Origin of the sequence: Actinophytocola sp. (assembly GCF_045807065.1) — a bacterium.
Taxonomy (GTDB): domain Bacteria; phylum Actinomycetota; class Actinomycetes; order Mycobacteriales; family Pseudonocardiaceae; genus Actinophytocola.
Map to the genome: position 1 here is coordinate 1 of NZ_JBJMIE010000533.1, position 18,186 is coordinate 18,186.

14 protein-coding genes are annotated in these 18,186 nt (G+C 69.6%); 2 read left to right on the top strand and 12 right to left on the bottom strand.

Features of this window, described 5'->3' with window-relative positions; all coding sequences use genetic code 11:
* Positions 1–730: ABC transporter permease (locus ACJ73U_RS31200; protein WP_407781314.1), on the top strand; the 730-nt coding region annotated here is incomplete at its 5' end.
* Positions 731–770: 40 nt separating this feature from the next.
* Here ACJ73U_RS31200 and ACJ73U_RS31205 read toward each other — a convergent pair.
* From ACJ73U_RS31205 to ACJ73U_RS31260, 12 genes are all read right to left on the bottom strand, one after another.
* On the bottom strand, positions 771–1,526 hold the full coding sequence (locus ACJ73U_RS31205) for an NPP1 family protein (RefSeq protein WP_407781315.1): 756 nt from the start codon (positions 1,524–1,526) through the stop codon (positions 771–773).
* 98 nt (positions 1,527–1,624) lie between these two features.
* Entirely contained in the window at positions 1,625–4,195 is a 2,571-nt protein-coding gene (locus ACJ73U_RS31210; protein WP_407781316.1) for a hypothetical protein, read from the bottom strand.
* The gene (locus ACJ73U_RS31215) at positions 4,195–5,040 is read right to left on the bottom strand and encodes a carbohydrate ABC transporter permease (RefSeq protein WP_407781317.1); all 846 of its coding nucleotides are present in this window, start codon (positions 5,038–5,040) and stop codon (positions 4,195–4,197) included. The genes ACJ73U_RS31210 and ACJ73U_RS31215 overlap by 1 nt, the downstream gene beginning before the upstream one ends.
* Positions 5,037–6,038 (bottom strand): carbohydrate ABC transporter permease, encoded by a 1,002-nt coding sequence (locus ACJ73U_RS31220; protein WP_407781318.1) that lies wholly within the window; start codon positions 6,036–6,038, stop codon positions 5,037–5,039. Before ACJ73U_RS31220 ends, ACJ73U_RS31215 begins: the two co-directional genes overlap by 4 nt.
* Before the next feature lie 77 nt (positions 6,039–6,115).
* Positions 6,116–7,417 carry an ABC transporter substrate-binding protein gene (locus tag ACJ73U_RS31225; RefSeq protein WP_407781319.1) on the bottom strand — a complete coding sequence of 434 codons (1,302 nt, stop codon included), beginning with the start codon at positions 7,415–7,417 and terminating at the stop codon, positions 6,116–6,118.
* A gap of 653 nt (positions 7,418–8,070) precedes the next feature.
* On the bottom strand, positions 8,071–9,042 hold the full coding sequence (locus tag ACJ73U_RS31230; RefSeq protein WP_407781320.1) for an SMP-30/gluconolactonase/LRE family protein: 972 nt from the start codon (positions 9,040–9,042) through the stop codon (positions 8,071–8,073).
* 9 nt (positions 9,043–9,051) lie between these two features.
* Positions 9,052–9,702 carry a histidine phosphatase family protein gene (locus ACJ73U_RS31235; RefSeq protein WP_407781321.1) on the bottom strand — a complete coding sequence of 217 codons (651 nt, stop codon included), beginning with the start codon at positions 9,700–9,702 and terminating at the stop codon, positions 9,052–9,054.
* A complete protein-coding gene (locus ACJ73U_RS31240; protein ID WP_407781322.1) occupies positions 9,699–10,745 on the bottom strand; it encodes a phosphotransferase family protein in 1,047 nt (348 codons plus the stop codon). The genes ACJ73U_RS31235 and ACJ73U_RS31240 overlap by 4 nt, the downstream gene beginning before the upstream one ends.
* A complete protein-coding gene (locus tag ACJ73U_RS31245) occupies positions 10,742–11,533 on the bottom strand; it encodes an SDR family oxidoreductase (protein ID WP_407781323.1) in 792 nt (263 codons plus the stop codon). Before ACJ73U_RS31245 ends, ACJ73U_RS31240 begins: the two co-directional genes overlap by 4 nt.
* Before the next feature lie 54 nt (positions 11,534–11,587).
* A complete protein-coding gene (locus tag ACJ73U_RS31250) occupies positions 11,588–12,805 on the bottom strand; it encodes an acyl-CoA dehydrogenase family protein (RefSeq protein ID WP_407781324.1) in 1,218 nt (405 codons plus the stop codon).
* 201 nt (positions 12,806–13,006) lie between these two features.
* Entirely contained in the window at positions 13,007–14,197 is a 1,191-nt protein-coding gene (locus ACJ73U_RS31255; protein ID WP_407781325.1) for a S8 family peptidase, read from the bottom strand.
* A 102-nt stretch (positions 14,198–14,299) separates the two neighbouring features.
* On the bottom strand, positions 14,300–15,913 hold the full coding sequence (locus tag ACJ73U_RS31260; protein ID WP_407781326.1) for an acyl-CoA synthetase: 1,614 nt from the start codon (positions 15,911–15,913) through the stop codon (positions 14,300–14,302).
* Between the two features lie 450 nt (positions 15,914–16,363).
* Between ACJ73U_RS31260 and ACJ73U_RS31265 the strand changes: the two genes are divergently transcribed.
* Positions 16,364–18,010 carry a bifunctional 3'-5' exonuclease/DNA polymerase gene (locus tag ACJ73U_RS31265; RefSeq protein WP_407781327.1) on the top strand — a complete coding sequence of 549 codons (1,647 nt, stop codon included), beginning with the start codon at positions 16,364–16,366 and terminating at the stop codon, positions 18,008–18,010.
* The last annotated feature ends 176 nt before the right edge of the window (positions 18,011–18,186 follow it).

The following is an 18,186-nucleotide window of genomic DNA, read 5'->3' on the forward strand; positions in this document are numbered from 1 at the left end:
CACGATGGTCGGGCGGAGCGTGCGGCTGAGCCGGCGCAACGTCGACTCGATGCTCACGTCGCTGATGCTGCCCGTGATGCTCATGCTGCTGTTCGTCTACCTGTTCGGCGGCGCCATCCACACCGGCACGAAGTACGTGACCTACGTGGTGCCCGGCGTGATCATGCTGTGCGCGTCGTTCGGCGCCTCGCTCACGGCGGTGGCGGTCACGAACGACATGACCAACGGGATCATGGACCGCTTCCGGTCGCTGGACGTGCGGGGCACGGCGGTGCTGGGCGGGCACGTCGCCGCCAGCGCGGGGCGCAACCTGGTGTCCACCGCGCTGGTCCTCGCGGTGGCGTTCCTGATCGGGTTCCGGCCGTCGGCCTCGGTCGTGGACTGGCTGGCCGCCATCGGGGTGCTGCTGGTCGCGATCCTGGCGCTGTCGTGGGCATCCGCGGCGGTGGGCCTGCTGGCGAGGTCGCCGGAGGCGGCGGGCGGGTTCACCTTCTTCGTGATGTTCCTGCCCTACCCGAGCAGCGCGTTCGTGCCGGTCGAGACGATGCCGTCGTGGATCCACGGGTTCGCCGAGCACCAGCCGTTCACGCCGCTCATCGAGACGCTCCGCGGGTTCCTGCTCGGCACACCAGTGGGCGACAGCGCGTGGATCGCACTCGCGTGGTGCGGCGGGATCCTGGTGGCCGCCGTCGCGGCGACGGGTTACCTGTTCCGTCGCCGCACGGCATAGGAGGGAGAGGGGCGGACCAGGGGGCCGCCCCTCTCCCTTGTCACGCGGCCGGGTTGAAGGGGATGCCGGACGGCTTGGCCTTGGCGAGGTTGCCGGCGAAGGCGGAGTCCTTGATGGCCAGGCTCGCGCTGCCGAAGTCGGCGGCGACGAGCCTGTCGCGGATGCCGGGCGGGAAGTTGTCCCAGCTCACCAGGTCCGGGTACTGCCAGGTGCCGTAGTGGTTCTCGGGCGTCTCGGTCATGCCGGCGATGCGGAAGCAGTGCGTCGACAGGCCGTCCTTGTGGTAGATCACGTGCGCGTGGGTGCCGTCCCAGGCCAGCGACGAGCGCGGGTAGGTGTCGTAGTTCCCGTGCTTGGACACCGACACGTACTGCGCCACGTCGTTCTGCACCCACACCACGACGTGCTCGATGTCGTGGCGGTGGCCGCAGCAGTCCAGCCCCGGCACGGCCTGGTCCTTCTCGAAGTACAGGTCGTACAGGTAGGCGCACCAGCCGCTGTCGCACTTCGAACGGGAGTAGGAGTTCGTGTTGTCGAGGTCGGACTGGTCGTGGCAGTTCCCGTTCAGCGCGCCGGAGTTCTTGAGCCCCGGCGCGATCGTGCCGTCGGGGCCGATGGCCGGGGTCGGGTAGCAGCCGTCACCGTCGTAGTCGAAGGCGGGCTGCCACCTGCCGTCCGCGGCGGCGTAGCTCGCCGGCAACGCCCGCGGCGGATCCGCGAAGGCGACGCCGGGTATCAGAACGGTCAGCAGGGTGGTGGCCACGACCACGACCGCGGCTCGTTTTCCCACACGCATCTCGGGCCCTCTCCGTTGACTGCGTTGGTCTGTGCAGGGAACCAACGCAGTCAACGTAAGCGGGGCCGATCAGTGGCAGTCAACCGCCGATCGTCGGATCAGTGACCATCCGTTGACGTTCTGTCGAGGGTCACCACCAGGCTGCCGCCGCCCCCGACCGCGGCCCGGACCTCCGTGCCGCGGGCGGTCTGGACGACCTGGTACCTGACCTTCCTGCCGTTGTACGTGACCGTCGCCGGCCGTTCGCCCGCCGGCAGGACCGCGCCCACCGTCAGGTCCGCCCTGGTGTCGAGGCGGACCGCGGTCGTCAGGCGGTTGCCCGTCAGCGTGGCCGAGACGTCGACGGAACCACGGCCGACGCGGATGTTCCTGCCGGAGACCGACTTCTGGTTCGGCGGCAGCTGCGGCACCACCGACAGCGAGCCCGTGCCCAGCGCCGGCGCGACACCGAGCCACTGGTGCACGACCGGCCACAGCGTGCCGTACGTGCCCCACGCCTGCAGCGCCATCGAGCGGTCGTAGAACGGCCGGTCGATGTTCGCCACGAAGTCCGGGGACGGGGCCACCTCGGGCATGGCGCCCGGTGTCTCCCACACGGCCGGGTCGAGCTGGATCCGCGCGTTGCCCGTGGTGTAGACCGACTGCGGGCCGAGGCGGCCGAAGTTGCCCTCCGCCACCGCCATCACAGCGGTGTTGAGCGAGTACGTCGACCGCTCGCTCGGCACCGTCGACACCACGCCGTCACACGACGGGCCCGGGTTGCCCGCCGGCGCGGAGGTCGGGCCGGAACCCGTGTGGTACAGGCCGAACTCGCCCGTGTAGCAGTTCCGCTCCCGCTGCGCCAACGCGACCGTGCCGTGTGCGGACGACGCCAGCGGACCGGAGGGCAGCTCGATCTCCATCGGCGTCACGCCCGTCCAGTGCCGCTGGAACACCTGGCGGTTGTCGTTCGCCGGGTCGGTCGGGTCGTCGATCGACTCGGCGTACCCCTTCGCGTCGTCGCCGGCCCACCACGTCGCCTCGAACCGCGCCTGGAGGTCGGCCGCACGCGCCGAGGCCCAGGACGCCGTCGCGGTGTCGCCCTTCGACGTGGCCATGTCCGCGAGGTCCAGCAGGCCGCGGATGTGGTACGCCGTGCTGTCCAGCTTCTCCACGCCCATGCCGGCGCGCTCGACGTTGCCGAGGCCCTCGAGCCAGCCGTCGCCGTCGGCGTCCAGTGTGGACTCGGCGTACCGCAGGTTGCGGACCGCGAAGTCGTACATCTCGTCGCGGAACGCGTTGTCGCCCGTCCAGCGCCACACCAGCGCGACCGCGCTCGGGAACTTCACGGTCTCGTCGGTGTTGCCCGCGTCGGCGTTGACACCGAAGTACACGTCCCCCGTGGACACGACCTCGTGCACGACCTTGCCGCTGTGGGCGTTCACTGTCTCGCTGACGTCCCGGAGCGCCCGGAGGTGCGCCTCGACCGTGTCGAACTGCCCGGCAGCCACCGCCGCGAACGCCGTGTACTCGCCGTCCGTGCCGAAGAGCCAGGGGTAGTCGGGGAAACCCGCGCCGAACCACCGGGCCTGGGAGACAGTCCCGACCGGATCAGGGTAAGCGCGGCCCTCATCAACATCACGCAGTTGGAGATCATGTGCCTCCTGTACGGAGTCCGCGAGATTCTGCTTGCTCCAGTCGACGCTCCGCTGCAGCAGCCGGTCGCCAGGAAGGTCGACGACCGTGTTGCGTGCCACCGAGAGCCGGCTGTCCACCTTGGACCGGAGGGCACGCACCGGGTTGGCGGCCGCCCTCCGGTACTCGGCACGTGCCGCGCCGAGGCCCTGGTCCGAACCGGCCACCGTGAACCAGACCGTGGTCGCGCGGCCCGGTCGCAGGGAGACCGAGTAGTCGAGCCGCCCGCCCGTGCCCTTGCCGAACGCCGAGTCGTCGCAGCGCGGCGGCGCGGTGCCGTCGGCCGGGCACACCACCGCGGGGTCCTGGGGACCGCGGTGGTCCGGGCCGAGCGTGTGCCCAACCGGCCGGGCCGAGGAGCCGACGACCGCCGCGAAGTCGTCGTCCCGGAACGTCAGTCGCCCATCGGCATACGCACCCGTGTCCTGCCCGTTCGCCTGACCGGCGTTGGGTGTCGTGCCGCCCCACGGATAGGCGGCCATCAGCTCGGAGTGCGCGTCCATCGCCAGCGAGACCGTGCGGGCCGACGAACTGCGCAACGTCAGGCCGATCACGGTCGCGCCGACGCCGTCGGGCGCGAAGTCGACCCGGTCGACGGACACCCCCGCCGGCTGGTACGCGAACCGCTGGTAGCCCCAGCCGGTCGTGTACCGCGCCGCCGGGGTGTCCGCCCCGAGCCAGGAACCGTCGACGGCGAACCAGATGCCGTCGAGCAGCTTGACGGGCGGCGTCCAGATGCCGCCCATCTCGCCGCGGATGTGCCAGCCGCTGGCGGGGTAGAGACCGTTCGCGTCGCCCATGGCGATCGTGCGGTCACCCGTGACCAGGGCGCGGCGGTCGGCCAGCCTCGTCGTCTCGGACAGTTCGGTCAGGTGGCGGCCCGCGAACGCGCCGCCGGCCAGGTCACCGTCCTGTCTGTGCTCCGCGCTGGCCGGGACCGCCAGCGCGGAAACGACGAGTGCCAACACGGAGCCGAGTAAGGCCGGCTTCTTCACTACTTCACACCTCCAGCGGTCAGCCCGGCGATGATGCGTCGTTGGAAGATCAGCACCACGACCACGAGTGGCACCGTGACGATCACGCCAGCGGCCATCTTCGTCCCGAACGGGCTGTCGAAGTTAGAGCTACCGGTGAACTGCGCGATAGTTACCGTCGCGACCTGGATCTCCTTCTCGTTCACCATGGTCAGCGCGATGATGAACTCGTTCCACGCCGCGATGAACGTGATGATCGCGGTGGTGAACATGCCCGGCGCGGCCAGCGGCAGGATCACCTTGCGGAACGCCTGCCCACGCGTCAGCCCGTCCACCATGGCCGCCTCCTCCAGCTCCTTCGGCATCTGCCGGAAGAACGTGGCGAGCGTCCACACCGCGAGCGGCAGCGCGAACGAGAGGTCCGGCAGGATCATCGACTGGTAGGTGTTGATCCACTCGATGTCGGTGAACAGCTTCAGCAGTGGCACGAGCAGCGCCACCCCGGGGAACATCGACGTCGCGATGATCACCCCGGCGACGATGTTCTTGAACCGGAAGTCCAGCCGCGCGATGGTGTAGGCCGCGAAGGTGCCGACGATCAGCGTCAGCAACGTGGTGGAGGCGGCGACGACCACGCTGTTGAGCAGCGCGCGCCAGAAGCCGACGCTCGGGCCGAACACCGCCTCGAAGTTCCCCAGCGAGAACGGGCTGGGGAACGGTGAGTTGTCACCGACGTCGTTCGGCCGGCGGAACGCGGAGACGATCATCCAGTAGAACGGCACCAGGCAGTAGATGACGATGATCGCGATGCCGATGTTCAGCAACCACCTGCGGCCACCGGGCGCCTTCGTCTGCATAGTGGTCATGCCGTCGCCATCCTCGCCTTGCGCTCCTTGTTCTCCTTTGCCCGCGCGCGTGCATCGCCGAGGATGTCCGCGCCGAGCAGCTTCACGAACGCGTAGGCGACCACCGCCACGTAGATGAACAGGACGAGCGCGTACGCCGCGGCCGGTCCGATGTTCAGGTTCGACGCCTGGTCCTGGGCGAGCATCGAGAGCGTCTCGACCGACTCCTTGCGGCGACCGATCATCACGTACGGCAGGTCGAACATGCGCAACGCGTCGAGGCCGCGGAACAGGATCGCCACCAGCAGCGCGGGTTTGACGAGCGGCAGCGTGATCCGCCAGAACTGCTTCCACCCGGACGCGCCGTCCACCCTGGCCGCCTCGTAGACGTCGTTCGGGATGATCTGCAGCCCGGCCAGCACGAGCAGCCCGACGAACGGCGCGGTCTTCCACACGTCCGCGATGATGACCGCGAGCTTCGCCTGGAAACCCTCCGTGGTCCACAGGATCTGCGAGTGCAGGATCTCGTTGGCGACACCGTCGGCCCGGAAGATGAACTGCCACATGATCGCCGACACCGCGGTCGGGATGGCCCACGGCACGAGGATGCTGGCGCGGACCAGGCCCTTGCCGCGCAGCGCGTGGTGCATCACCATCGCCATCGAGACACCGATGAGGATCTCGAGGACGAGACTGGTGACGGTGAAGAAGGTGGTGTTCCAGAACGCGTTCCAGAACCTGTCCCCGGTCTCGCCGGAGAACATGTCGGCGTAGTTCTGGATGCCGACGAACTTGTCGCCCTTCACGACGAAGCCGTTGGCGTCGAGCCCATCCTGCTTCTTGTACAGCGACTCGCGGATCGCCGAGATCAGCGGGTAGGCGATCACGAGTGCCAGCACGACGAAGGTGGGGGCGAGCAGCAGCGCGGCGAGGCGGCCGTGACGCTGCGGGTCGGACTTCGCGGCGGGGGGCTTGGGGGCGCCGGCCGTGGTCACCGGCGGCGCGGTAGTCGCTGTCACGACAGAACTCCAAGGTACGAAGAGCCGGAAGCCGGCCGGGCGGTCACTCATCGGACCGCCCGGCCGGCTGGACGGAGCTACTGCGCGGTCAGGTCCTCCAGCTTGGACTGCAGGTCCTTCAGCGCGTCGTCGACACTGCTCTTGCCGTTCATCGCGCTGTACGCGGCCTCCTGGATGGCCGCCGTCACCTCGTTGTACTTGACGGCCTGCGGCCGCGGCACCGCGTTGAGGATCGACTCCTTCAGCGTGGCCAGGTACGGGAACTGCTTCACCAGGGCGGGGTCGTCGTACAGGTTGGCCCGCGTCGGCGCCTGCGAGGTGGCCAGCAGGTTGGACTTCTCGGACTCCTGGCTGGTGAAGAACTTGATGAAGTCCAGCGCGGTGGCCTTGTTCTCGGCGAACGCGGAGATCGCGAAGTTGTGGCCACCCAGGGTGGACACGCCGGGGCCGGACTTGCCCGGCAGCGGCGAGATGTCGAACTTGCCGTTCACCTTGGACGAACCGTCGGTCGCGCTGGCCTTCGCGTACACGTACGGCCAGTTGCGGTGGAAGATCAGCTGGCCGTCCTGGAACGCGCGGCGGCCGTCCTCCTCCTCGTAGGTCACCGCGGCCTGCGGGATCTCACCGCTCTTGAGACCGTCCGCCAGGAAGGACAGGCCGTCCTTGGCCTCCTGCGTGTTCACGGTCGGCTTGCCCGAGTCGTCGAGCACGGAGCCACCCGCGGACTGGACCGCCTCGGAGAAGTTGCACGTGAGGCCCTCGTACTTGTCGAACTGGCCCGCGTAGCAGCCGAGACCCGCGTTGCCGGGCAGCGCCTTGACCTTGGCGCAGTCCTGCTGCATCTCGTCCCAGGTCTTCGGCGCCGCGGTGATGCCGGCCGCCGTGAGGAGGTCCTTGCGGTAGTACAGCAGGCCACCGTCGGAGTACACCGGCACCGCGTAGAGCTTGTCGCGGTACTTCGCGGTGTTCACGGCCGGCTCGAGGAAGTTGTCGAGGTCGAACTGGTCCTGCGGCAGCTGGACGACCCACTGGTTGGCCGCGAACTCCGCGGTCCAGACGACGTCCAGGTTCAGGATCGTGAACTCCTTGGACTTGGCCTGCGCGTTGCGGACCATGGCGTCGCGCTGGTCGTCGGCCGACTCCGGGAGCTCGGTGATGGTCACCTTCTGGTCGGCATGCTTGGTGTTCCACTCGTCGACGAGCTTCTGCATGTTGCCGGAGGTGTCCTTGCCGGTGGCGAACTTGATCGGGCCGCGGCCCTCGAGCGCCCCGGACTGCCCGCCCGAACTGTTGTCGGACCCACTATCGCCGCAGCCAGCCAGTACGACCGCCGCGACGGCAAGCAAAGCGGCACCGCGCACGCTTGCTTTACCAATCATCACGTTCACTCCTGTCGATCAGAATGGAACCCAACCCGCAGCCACTGGGCCGTGTGGAACAGAGCGGGTATACACCGGAGGTGGCGAGAAGAACACGCAGGGGAATCGGGGAGGCGTGGCAGCAGGGCACGCCGAGCTCGCGGTCGCGGCTCGTGTCCCGAGTCATCCTCGACTCCTCTTCACCGGTCCACTTCGGACCGGACCTTGCTGTGACCAGGCAGGTGCCGGACACAAATCTCGCCAGCTTGATCGGTTAACGGCGGCCAAGCGTGGCCCAGCGTCCGCGCGAGTGTCAACCCCGGAATTGTTATAGATGAAAAGGAAGTTTCGCGAGTCGGGAACACGCCAGGCTGGCGTCCGGATGCAGGAACCAACGCCGCCGAACGGCCTCATTGTTGCCGAATAGCAACCAAGCGGAACGGCGGTTGTCGTACTCACCGTGAGCCCCCTGCCACGCACCGCGATCCCGCGCCACACCTTCCACATCGGACGACGCGTGTCACGAGATGATCATGGCCGGTTCAGGTCAGCGCCGACGCACGTCGACCGCGTCGGCGGCCGCCCGCCGTGCGGCCGCCTCGATCGTCGGTCCAGTGATGGTGTATCGGCCTCGCCGGCCGCCACCTCGGTAGAGCCTCGGGCAGCGGCCTCGGTCAGGGCAAGGAGAAGTGCGCCACGGCCCGTTCCTCCAGGCTGCCGAGGTAGACCACCCCGTCGTCCTCGCGGACACCCGTCACGAGGTGGTAGTCCGGCCGCACACCGCGGAAGTCGTGGACCACCCGGCCGTCCGCGCCGTCGACCGCCCGGACCCACACGACCCGCTTGTCCTTCACCTGCAACGGCTCCGGCAGCGCCCACACCGCCTTGCGCACCACCCCCGGCAGCCGCAGCGCGAGGTCGAGCACCGGCAGCCGGGCCGAGGCGAGCGCGATCCAGACCAGCCCGTCCGACCCGGTGGCGATGTTGTCCGGTATGCCGGGCAGGTTGTCGGCCAGCACGACGTGCCTGCCGGACGGCAGCTCGACCTTGTCCAGCCGGTAGGAGCCGGTGCTCGCGACCACCACGTACGACTCGTCCGGCGCCAGCGCGACCCCGTTGGCGAAGAACAATCCGGACAGCAGCACGTCGACCGACCCGTCCGGCGAGCGCCGCAGCAGCCGCCCGGTGCCGCTGTGCTCGAGCAGGTCGGCCTTCCAGTGCTCCAGCTCGAACCGCGACGTCGAGTCCGTGAAGTACACGGTCCCGTCCTGCGCGACCGCCGCGTTGTTGCACACCCGCAGGTCCGGCCCGCGCGGCACCAGCACCTCGACGTCGCCGGTCTGCCGCGACAGCAGCAGCAGCCCGCGCTTGGCGTCGCACACCAGCAGCCGCCCGTCCGGGTACCACTCCAGGCCGAGCGGGCGTCCGCGGGTGTCGCCGATGAGGTCGAGCCGCCGGCCGTCGGGGGTGAGGCGCAGGACCCGGCCGTCGTCCACCCCGGTGAACACGTGGCCCTTGTCGACGAGCACGTCCTCCGGCCCGTGCCCGTTCACCGGCACGACGGTCAGCGGCGGCAGCGGGTCCGGTGACACCTTCGGCGCGGCGGGCGCGCGCCACACCTTCGGCTCGATGCTGGGTCGGGGCATGGCGTTCTCCTAGCGGTAGGTCAACAGGCCGCGGTGCGGGCCCTCGAAGTGGCCGTGCTCGCTGACCGACACCAGGCTCATCCCGGACCGGCCGCTGACCAGCTTGGTGATGCTCGCGTTGGGCATGGTGCGGTTGAGCGCCAGGAACCCGGCCGGCGGCGCGGACAGCAGCGCCGCGCAGATCGCGCTGATCACGCCGGCGCTCGTGAACACCAGTGCCGCCTTACCCCTGGGCAGCCCGGCGAGCACGTCCCGCAGCGCCGCGTCGACGCCGCCGGAGAACTCGAGCCACGTGCCGCTCGCACCGGCCGCGTGGCCGCCGGCGATCCACTCCTCGATGGCCGCGTCGAGCAGGCGCTGGAAGTTCCTGGACTCCTCCGGCGGCGGCTGGCCGGACGGCACCAGCCCGAGGTGGTCGTACTCGTTCCACCGCGCGTCCTCGGTGACGGGCAGGTCGATCCCCGCCTCGGCGAGGCAGTCCGTCGCGGTCGAGAGCTGGCGGCGCAGCGTGCCGCTGTACACGGCGTGCACGTCCACCTCCCGCCTGCGCAGCTCGGCCCCCAGCACCACGGCCTGCTGCTTGCCGACCGGCGACAGCACGTCGTAGTCGGCGCCGCCGAACGACGCCTGGCCGTGCCGGATCAGGTAGACCGCCGTCACAACGCGCTCAGCTTCTTCTCACAGCGGGCGAGCAGGTAGGTCAGAAACGTCTCCATGCCCGCGAAGGCCGGGTTGTGCGTCTGTCCTGTGTGGAACCGGAAGTAGATCTGCTGCATGATCACCGCGAGCCGGAACGCGCCGAACACGTCGTAGAACAGCCAGTTCTCGGCGGAGATGCCCATCCGGTCGCAGTAGTAGGCGACCAGCTCACGCCGTTTCGGCATGCCGGGCAGGTGCGAGGGCTGCCGGCGGGAGGAGAGCGCGACCTCGTCGTCGTCGGCCTGGATCCAGTAGGCGAGGCTGCCGGCGAGGTCCATCAGCGGGTCGCCGAGCGTGGCCATCTCCCAGTCCAGCACGCCGACCACGCGGAGGTCGTCGTCCAGGATCACGTTGTCGAACCGGAAGTCGTTGTGGATGACACACGTCCGCACGTCGCCCGGCTGGTTCTCGTGCAGCCAGGCCATGATCTTCTCACCGTCCGGCGAGTTCGGCGTCCTGGCCCTGCGGTAGCGGTCGGACCAGCCGCGGACCTGCCGTTCCACGTACCCGGCGCCCTTGCCGAGGTCGGAAAGCCCAGCCGCCTCCGGGTCGACCTCGTGCAGCTCGATGAGCCGGTCGAAGACGCGGTAGGCGAGTGAGGATGCCTCGTCGGGCGACAGCGTGATGTCCTCGGGCAGGTCGCCACGCAGGATGATGCCGTTGATCCGTTCCATCACGTAGAAGTCCGAGCCGATGACGTCCGGGTCGGTGCACAGCGCGAGCACGTTCGGGACGTACGGGTAGACCGGCTTGAGCTGCTTCTGCACGGTGTACTCGCGGCGCATGTCGTGTGCGGACGCGGCCTTGTGCCCGATGGGCGGGCGGCGCAGGATCAGCTCGCGGTCCGGGTAGGACAACAGGTACGTCAGGTTGGAGGCGCCGCCGGGGTACTGCTTCACCGTCGGCGTGCCGGCCAGCCCGTCCACCGTGGATGACAGCCACTCGTGCACGGCCCGCGTGTCGAACGCGTCCTCGTCCCGCAGCGCACCCGGTTGGTCCTTCACTTGTCCTCCACCGCCTTCCGCAACCGTGCCCAGTACTTGCGCACCTGACCGTCGGTGAGGCCGAACCGCTTGAGCAGCGCGGAACGGCGCCCGTCCTTGTGCGTGAGCACGAGGAACCTGTTGTGCGCCACGGCGTCCACCACCTGCTCGGCCACGTCCGCCGCGGTGACCTTCGAGGAGACCATGAGCCTGTGCATCAGCGTGGCGATCGCCGGGTCCGGGCTGCGCAGCCGTGTCTCCAGGTTCGTCCGCACGAACCCCGGGCACACGGCCGTGGTCCGTACGCCGTACGGCTCCAGCTCCAGCCGCAGCGTCTCCGACAGCGAGAGCACCGCGGCCTTGGTGACGTTGTAGGAGCTCATGGCCGGCAGGTTCATGATCGCGGCGAGCGAGGCGACGTTGACGAGGTGGCCGCTGCCACGTGCCTTGAAGTCCGGCGTGAAGGTCCGGCAGCCGCGCACGACGCCCTTGACGTTGATCTCCCAGATCCAGTCCCAGTCGGCCATGCCGATCTTCTCGAACCGGCCACCCGCGGCGACGCCCGCGTTGTTGACGAGCACGTCGAGGCCGCCCCATTCGCGCTCGCACCAGTCGCGTGCCGCGGCCCAGTCGTCGTCCGAGGTGACGTCGAGCTTCGTGGCCCGCGCGCCGATCTCCTCGGCGGCCGCCTCCGCCGCGTCTTCGTCGACATCGGACACGAGGACCCTGGCCCCCGCCCGGTGGAAGCGGGTCGCGATGGCCCGGCCGAGCCCGGACGCCGCCCCGGTGACGAGGACGCGGTCAGCCATGCCGTGCGCTCCGCCCTTTCCCGGACGGTCCCCGCTCCTCGGCTGGGCGGCGGCTCATTCGCCCCGCTCCCGGTAGGGCGCCAGCTCGTACCGCGCGACGAGGTTGAGGTGCACCTCGTCCGGCCCGTCGGCGAGCCGCAGCGAGCGGGCGCCGGAGTAGGCGGCGGCGAGTGGGAAGTCCTCGGACAGGCCGGCGGCCCCGTGCAGCTGGATGGCCATGTCGATCACGTCGAGCGCCATGCGCGGCACCGCGACCTTGATCTGCGACACCTCGCTGCGCGCGCCCGCGAGCCCCTTGGTGTCGAGCAGCCAGGCGGTGTGCAGGACGAGGAGGCGCGCCTGGTTGATGGCGATCCTGGCGTTCGCGATCCGCTCCCGGTTGCCGCCGAGGTCGGCGAGCGGCTTGCCGAACGCCTCGCGGCTCGTGGCGCGCTCGAGCGCCAGCTCCAGCGACCGCTCGGCGAGGCCGATGAGCCGCATGCAGTGGTGGATGCGGCCGGGTCCGAGCCGTCCCTGAGCGATTTCGAAGCCCCGTCCCGGCCCGGCGATCACGTTGGACAGCGGCACCCGAACGTCGGTGAAGCTCACCTCACCGTGGCCGTAGGGCTCGTCCCGGTGCCCGAAGACGGACAGCAACCGCTCGACCTTCACCCCTTCGGCGTCGATCGGCACGAGCACCATGGAGTGGCGGCGGTGACGGTCCGCTTCCGGGTCGGTGAGCCCCATGAAGATGACGAACCTGCAGTTCGGGTGCCCGACACCGGTGCTCCACCACTTGCGCCCGTTGAGGACGACCTCGTCCCCCTTGACGACCGCCGTGGCGGCCATGTTGGTGGCGTCCGAGGAGGCGACCCCGGGCTCGGTCATGCAGAACGCGGAGCGGATCTCGCCCCTGAGCAGGGGTTCGAGCCACTGCTCCTGCTGTTCCGGGCTGCCGTACTGGGCCAGGACCTCGGCGTTGCCGGTGTCGGGCGCGTTGCAGTTGAACACCTCGGGCGCGAGGAAGGAACGGCCCATCTGCTCGGCGAGCGGGGCGTACTCGGCGTTGGAGAGCCCGGCGCCCCGCTCGGGGTCGGGCAGGAAGAGGTTCCACAGTCCCTGCTCCCGCGCCCTGGCCTTGAGCTCCTCGACGACGGGGAGGACCGTCCAGGGGTTCTCGCTGGCATGCAGGGCGCGGTGGTACTCAGCCTCGACCGGCTCGATCTCGTTCCGCACGAACTCGGTAACCCGGCGCAGGTAGTCGGCCGCCGTGGCCGAATGCGAGAAGTCCACGAACAAGCACCCTACCTCCCGGTAACCCAAACGGGAGTTACCTCGATCACCCCAAGGCGCTCACGGTGCGCCCTCACCCCGGTTACAGCAGGCTGCGCCGGACAACGTCGGTCATCCGGCGCAGCCCGTCACTCCGGGCCACCATCGCTCAGCGGGAATGGTCCACCCTGGTTGTGGACAACCGAGCGAGCTGTGGATAACTCAGGAACCCGTGTAGAGCAGCTTGTTCGGCGTGCCCGAGCTGGCGTTGGTGATCTTGTCCGGGGTCGCGGCCGCAGTCAGGCCCGCCGCCACCTCCGCCGGCGACGCGTCCGGGTGGGCCGACAGGTACAGCGCCGCGGCGCCCGTCACGTGCGGGGTCGCCATCGACGTGCCGCTGATCGTGTTCGTGCCGCCGTCGTTCCAGGACGAGGTGATGTTCACGCCCGGCGCGTACAGGTCGACGCCCGCGCCGAAGTTCGAGAAGTAAGCCTGACCGTCCGCGTCGTCGGAGGCGGCGACCGTGATCGCCTCGGCGACCCTGGCCGGGGAGAAGCCCGCCGCGTCGGCCGAGGAGTTGCCCGCCGCGACCGCGAACGTCACGCCGGAGGAGATCGCGCCGCGCACGGCGTCGTCCAGCGCGTCGTCGATGCCGCCGCCCAGGCTCATGTTGGCCACCGACGGGCCGCTGTGGTTCTGCGCCACCCAGTCGATGCCCGCGACGACCTGGTCCGTCGTGCCGGAGCCCTGGTCGTCCAGCACCCGGACGGCCACGATGTGGACGCCCTTCGCCACGCCGTACTCGGCGCCGCCGATCGTGCCGGCGACGTGCGTGCCGTGGCCGTGCCCGTCGGACGCGTCGTTGTCGCCGTCGACCGCGTCGTAGCCGCTGGTCGCGCGGCCCTCGAACGTCGGGTGGTCGATCTTGACGCCGGTGTCGATCACGTACGCGGTGACGCCGTCACCCTTGGTGCTGTAGCTGTACGCGCTGTCCAGCGGCAGGTCGTGCTGGTCGATGCGGTCCAGACCCCACGAGGGCGGGTTGTCCTGCGTGTCGTCGATCGTGAACTTCTGGCTCTGCTCCACGTAGGCCACCGAGTCGTCGGCGGCCAGTTTCCTGGCTTCTGCCTCGGTCGCGTGCACCGAGAAGCCGTGCAGCGCGGTCGAGAAGGTGCGGCCGACGTCCGCGCCGTACTCGCCGGCCAGGCTGCTCGCCCGCGCGGCGACGGACGCCCGCGCCACGCTGTCCTTCAGCACCACGATGTAGCTGCCGGCCACCGAGTTCGCGGTGCCGGCCAACCGGATCTGCCCTTCCGCCGCCTGTGCGGGCATGGCCACGACCGCTGTGGCGATCACCATCGCACCCGCGAGCCCCGCGCCGGCGATGAGCCTGCCCCGACCCGTGAATTTCATCGTCGAACCCTTCCACTCCCCGACTGACATGCACGCCGCATATCACTCGTCAGTGTGATCACCCAGGAGTGGAAGGCACACCCGACTTTCGTCGGGAATGCGTTAACCTTTGTTAACTAGTTTGTCCTTGAGCAACTTGCCCGTGGCGTTGCGAGGCAGCTCATCGACGAACACGATCTCGCGGGGCGCCTTGAAACGCGCGAGGTTGCCCTTCACATAGGCCTTCAGCTCTTCACCGTCCACTGTGACACCCGGTCGAGTGACCACATAGGCCACCAGTCGCTGTCCGTATTCATCGTCCGGTACGCCGACCACGGCCGCCTCGACGACGCCGGGGTGCTCGACGAGCAGGTTCTCCACCTCGCCGGGGAACACGTTCTCCCCACCGGACACGATCATGTCGTCGTCGCGCCCGTCGATGAACAGCAGCCCGTCGTCATCGAAGTGCCCCAGGTCACCGCTGCACAGCAGCCCGTCGATGACCTCCTTGTGCCGCCCGTCGGTGTACCCCTCGAAGGAGAGCATGCTCCCGACGAACACGCGCCCGACGACGTGCGGTGCGGTGATCTTCCGCCCGTCCTCGTCGTACAGGGCGACGCGGCACCCCACGGGCGCGCGCCCCACGGTGCCCGGCGCGCGACGCCAGTCCTGCGGCGTGGCCACGGTCGCGACGGCCACCTCGGTGGAGCCGTAGAGGTTGTGCACGACGTCGCCGAAAGCCTCGGTGGCACGGTTCCCCAGCTCGGGCGGCAATGCGGAGCCCGCACAGAAAATGATCCGCAACGACGACGTGTCGTATTTGCCGAGTATTTCCGCGCCGAGATCGAGAATCCGTCGCAACATGGTCGGCACCAGAACAAGAGCGGTGGCGGCATTGTCCTGGACGGCCCCGAGGGTGGCCTCGGGATCGAACCGCCGCCGCAGCACGACGGTGGACCCGAGCGCGAAGGAGAGCAGGAACTGGGAGAGCCCGGTCCCGTGGAAGAGCGGCGCGGCCATGACGGTGCACTCCCCGGCGCGCAGGGGAATGCGGTCGAGGAACTGAGCGGCCGCCAGCGGTGACTTGACGGTCCGCGGCGCCCCTTTCGGTGTGCCGGTGGTGCCGCTGGTGAGCAGCACCAACCCGCCCGGCGACGGCGGATCCGGCAGAACCCGGTCATCGGTATGCGCGATCAGCTCGTCGAGCGTGGGCACCTGTCCGGCATCCCCGTCCACCCAGGCGAGGAATCGGGGCAGCTCGTCGTCCAGCGCCTCGATCAGCTCCGTGAACTCCTGGTCATAGACAACGGCGTCGATCTTCTCCCGCCGAGCGACGTCGACGAGCTGCCGCTTGGCGAACCCGGTGTTCATGAGCAGGATGCGCGCCCCGAGCTTCCCGGCGGCGACCATGGTGTCCACAGCCCCGCGATGATCCCGAGCGAGCAGCGCGATGACGGACCCGGCCCCGAGCCCGCTGGCACTGAAAGCCCTGGCCAGCGCGTTGGAGCGGGTGTCCAGCTCGTGGTAGGTGAGCGGCCCGACCTCGTCGACGAGCCCGACGGCCCGCGGGTTCCGCCTGGCCGCCACCCGCGCCGCACCGGCGATGGGCCCGAGCTTCCGCAACACGAGCAGGGAGCGAAGCGACTGGTCAGGGCGCGTGACCGGCGCGAGCCCGGCGCGCCTGAGCACATCAAGCCCACGAATAGCGGCGGGAAGCTGACCAAGCGCCCTCAACACGTCGCGACCTCCTCGTCACACCTCCCCCGAAGCTACTGGAGAGTTAACTACCGGTCCAGCACACCGCGACCCACCTCACCGACGCTCACCGTCGCCGCTCGTCCCTGATCTCCAGGGCGTCAACTCAGCCCCTCCTCCCCTGAGCTACCACCCCACCTTCACGCACCTCGCCCACCGTTCGTCCCAGATTTCCCAGCCCGCCGACTCGACTCCGCCTCGTCCCTTGAGCTACCACCCTCACGTTCACCCAACCTCCACCACCGTTCATCCCTTGTACCTCCCGCTTCGCCAACTCGCCCTTTCACAAGCGCCCTGTCCCTGCCCTGGTCCACCATCCACCTTTACCCAGCTTCGTCGCCATATCAAGTTTCGCTCACCCGTTCGAGTGAACCATCTTGTGCAACCCTCCACTCGCGCCCGAATGTCGGTACCCCGGCGCAGAATCAGGTCATGAGGTTCACGGTCGTGCCGGAAGCGGACGGAGCCGGGCGGGTGCTCGGTCCATCCGGCGTGCCCGAAACCGTGCCCGAACTGGCCGCCTGGATGGCCGGGCGGGACGCGCGGTGGGTGGTGCCCTCGGTCGAGACGCTCTACCCGGACCTCCTACGCGCCGGCGTGCGCCTCGACCGGTGCCATGACCTGGCGCTGACCGAGGCCATCCTGCTGGCGTTCGAGGAGCGGCCAGGCCGACCACGCAACCTGGCCGCGGCGTGGGCCCGCATGCACGACCTGCCCGAACCGGAGGACCCACGCCCAGTCACCAGGACCGAGCAACCGACGCTGTTCGAAGCCGAGCGGGAGCCGGCGCCCGCCGGCACGGACATGCTGTCGGCGGCGGCCGCGGTGTACGACGACCAGCAGCGGCGCATCGCGGCGACCGCCCAGCCGGACCGATTACGCCTGCTCGTGGCCGCCGAGTCCGCCGGTGCGCTCGCGGCCGCGGAGATGACGCACCACGGGCTTCCATGGCGGGCGGATGTGCACACCGCCCTGCTCACGGAGCTGCTCGGGCAGAGGCCGTCCGCCGGCGTGCGGCCGAAGGTGCTCGCCGAACTGGCCGAGGAGATCACCGCGGCGTTCGGGCTGGTCGGCGCGCCCGAGTCGCGGCAGGTCAACCCGGACAACCCGACGAGTGTCGTGCGGGCGTTCGCGCGGGCGGGCATCGAGGTGCCGTCCAGTCGGGCACACGTGCTGAAGGAGGTCGACCACCCCGCCGTGGCGCCCCTCCTCCGGTACAAGGAGCTGGCCCGGCTGTGGGTGGCGCACGGCTGGTCCTGGCTGGACACGTGGGTGTCCGGTGGCCGGTTCCGGCCCGAGTACGTGGTGGGCGGCGTGGTGTCCGGCCGCTGGGCGACGCGTGGCGGCGCGGCGCTCCAGCTGCCGAAACAGCTGCGGACGGCCGTGCGCGCGGACGAGGGCTGGTCGCTCGTGGTGGCGGACGCCGCCCAGCTCGAGCCGCGCGTGCTGGCCGCGCTGGCGGGCGACCGCATGCTGGCCGACGTGTCCAGGGGCGTCGACCTGTACGCGGGCCTCGCGGCGGAGGCCTTCGACGGCGACCGGAAGCACGCGAAGATCGCGATGCTCTCGGCCATGTACGGCGGCACCAGCGGCGGCGCCGGCCCGCTGCTGGCCAAGCTGCGCAAACGGTTCCCGCAGGCCGTGGAGTACGTGGAGACGGCGGCCCGAGCGGGCGAGGAGGGGCAGGTGGTCCGCTCCCGCCTGGGCCGCACCTCGCCACCACCGTCGGAGAAGTGGCGCGCCCTGGTGGGCAGCCCGGACGCCGACGAACGCCGGTCCCGCCAGGCCGCGCGCGACTGGGGCCGCTTCACCCGGAACTTCGTGGTGCAGGCGAGCGCCGCCGACTGGGCACTGACGCTGCTGGCCACCCTGCGCCAGCGCCTGGCCGGCACAGAAGCACAACTGGTCTTCTTCCAACATGACGAGGTGATGGTCCATTGCCCAACCGACATAACTGAATACACAGCGGACGCGATGCGCACCGCGGCGGCCGAGGCATCCCGCCTGGTCTTCGGCGACACCCCGGTCCACTTCCCATTGGAAGCAGCAACAGTGAACTGCTACGCCGACGCGAAGTGACCCATCGTTGACACGGACACCTCCTGCTCACCCGGTCAGGCGCGACAGCCCTACACGCGAGCGCGCCTTCCTCGACACGGCTGGGAGATCGCCGCGCGGGTGGCGAATCCACCAGCACGGAGATCGGGGACAACGGTGGGTTCTGGGATCAGCGGGTCATGAGGCGCTGACGAGGC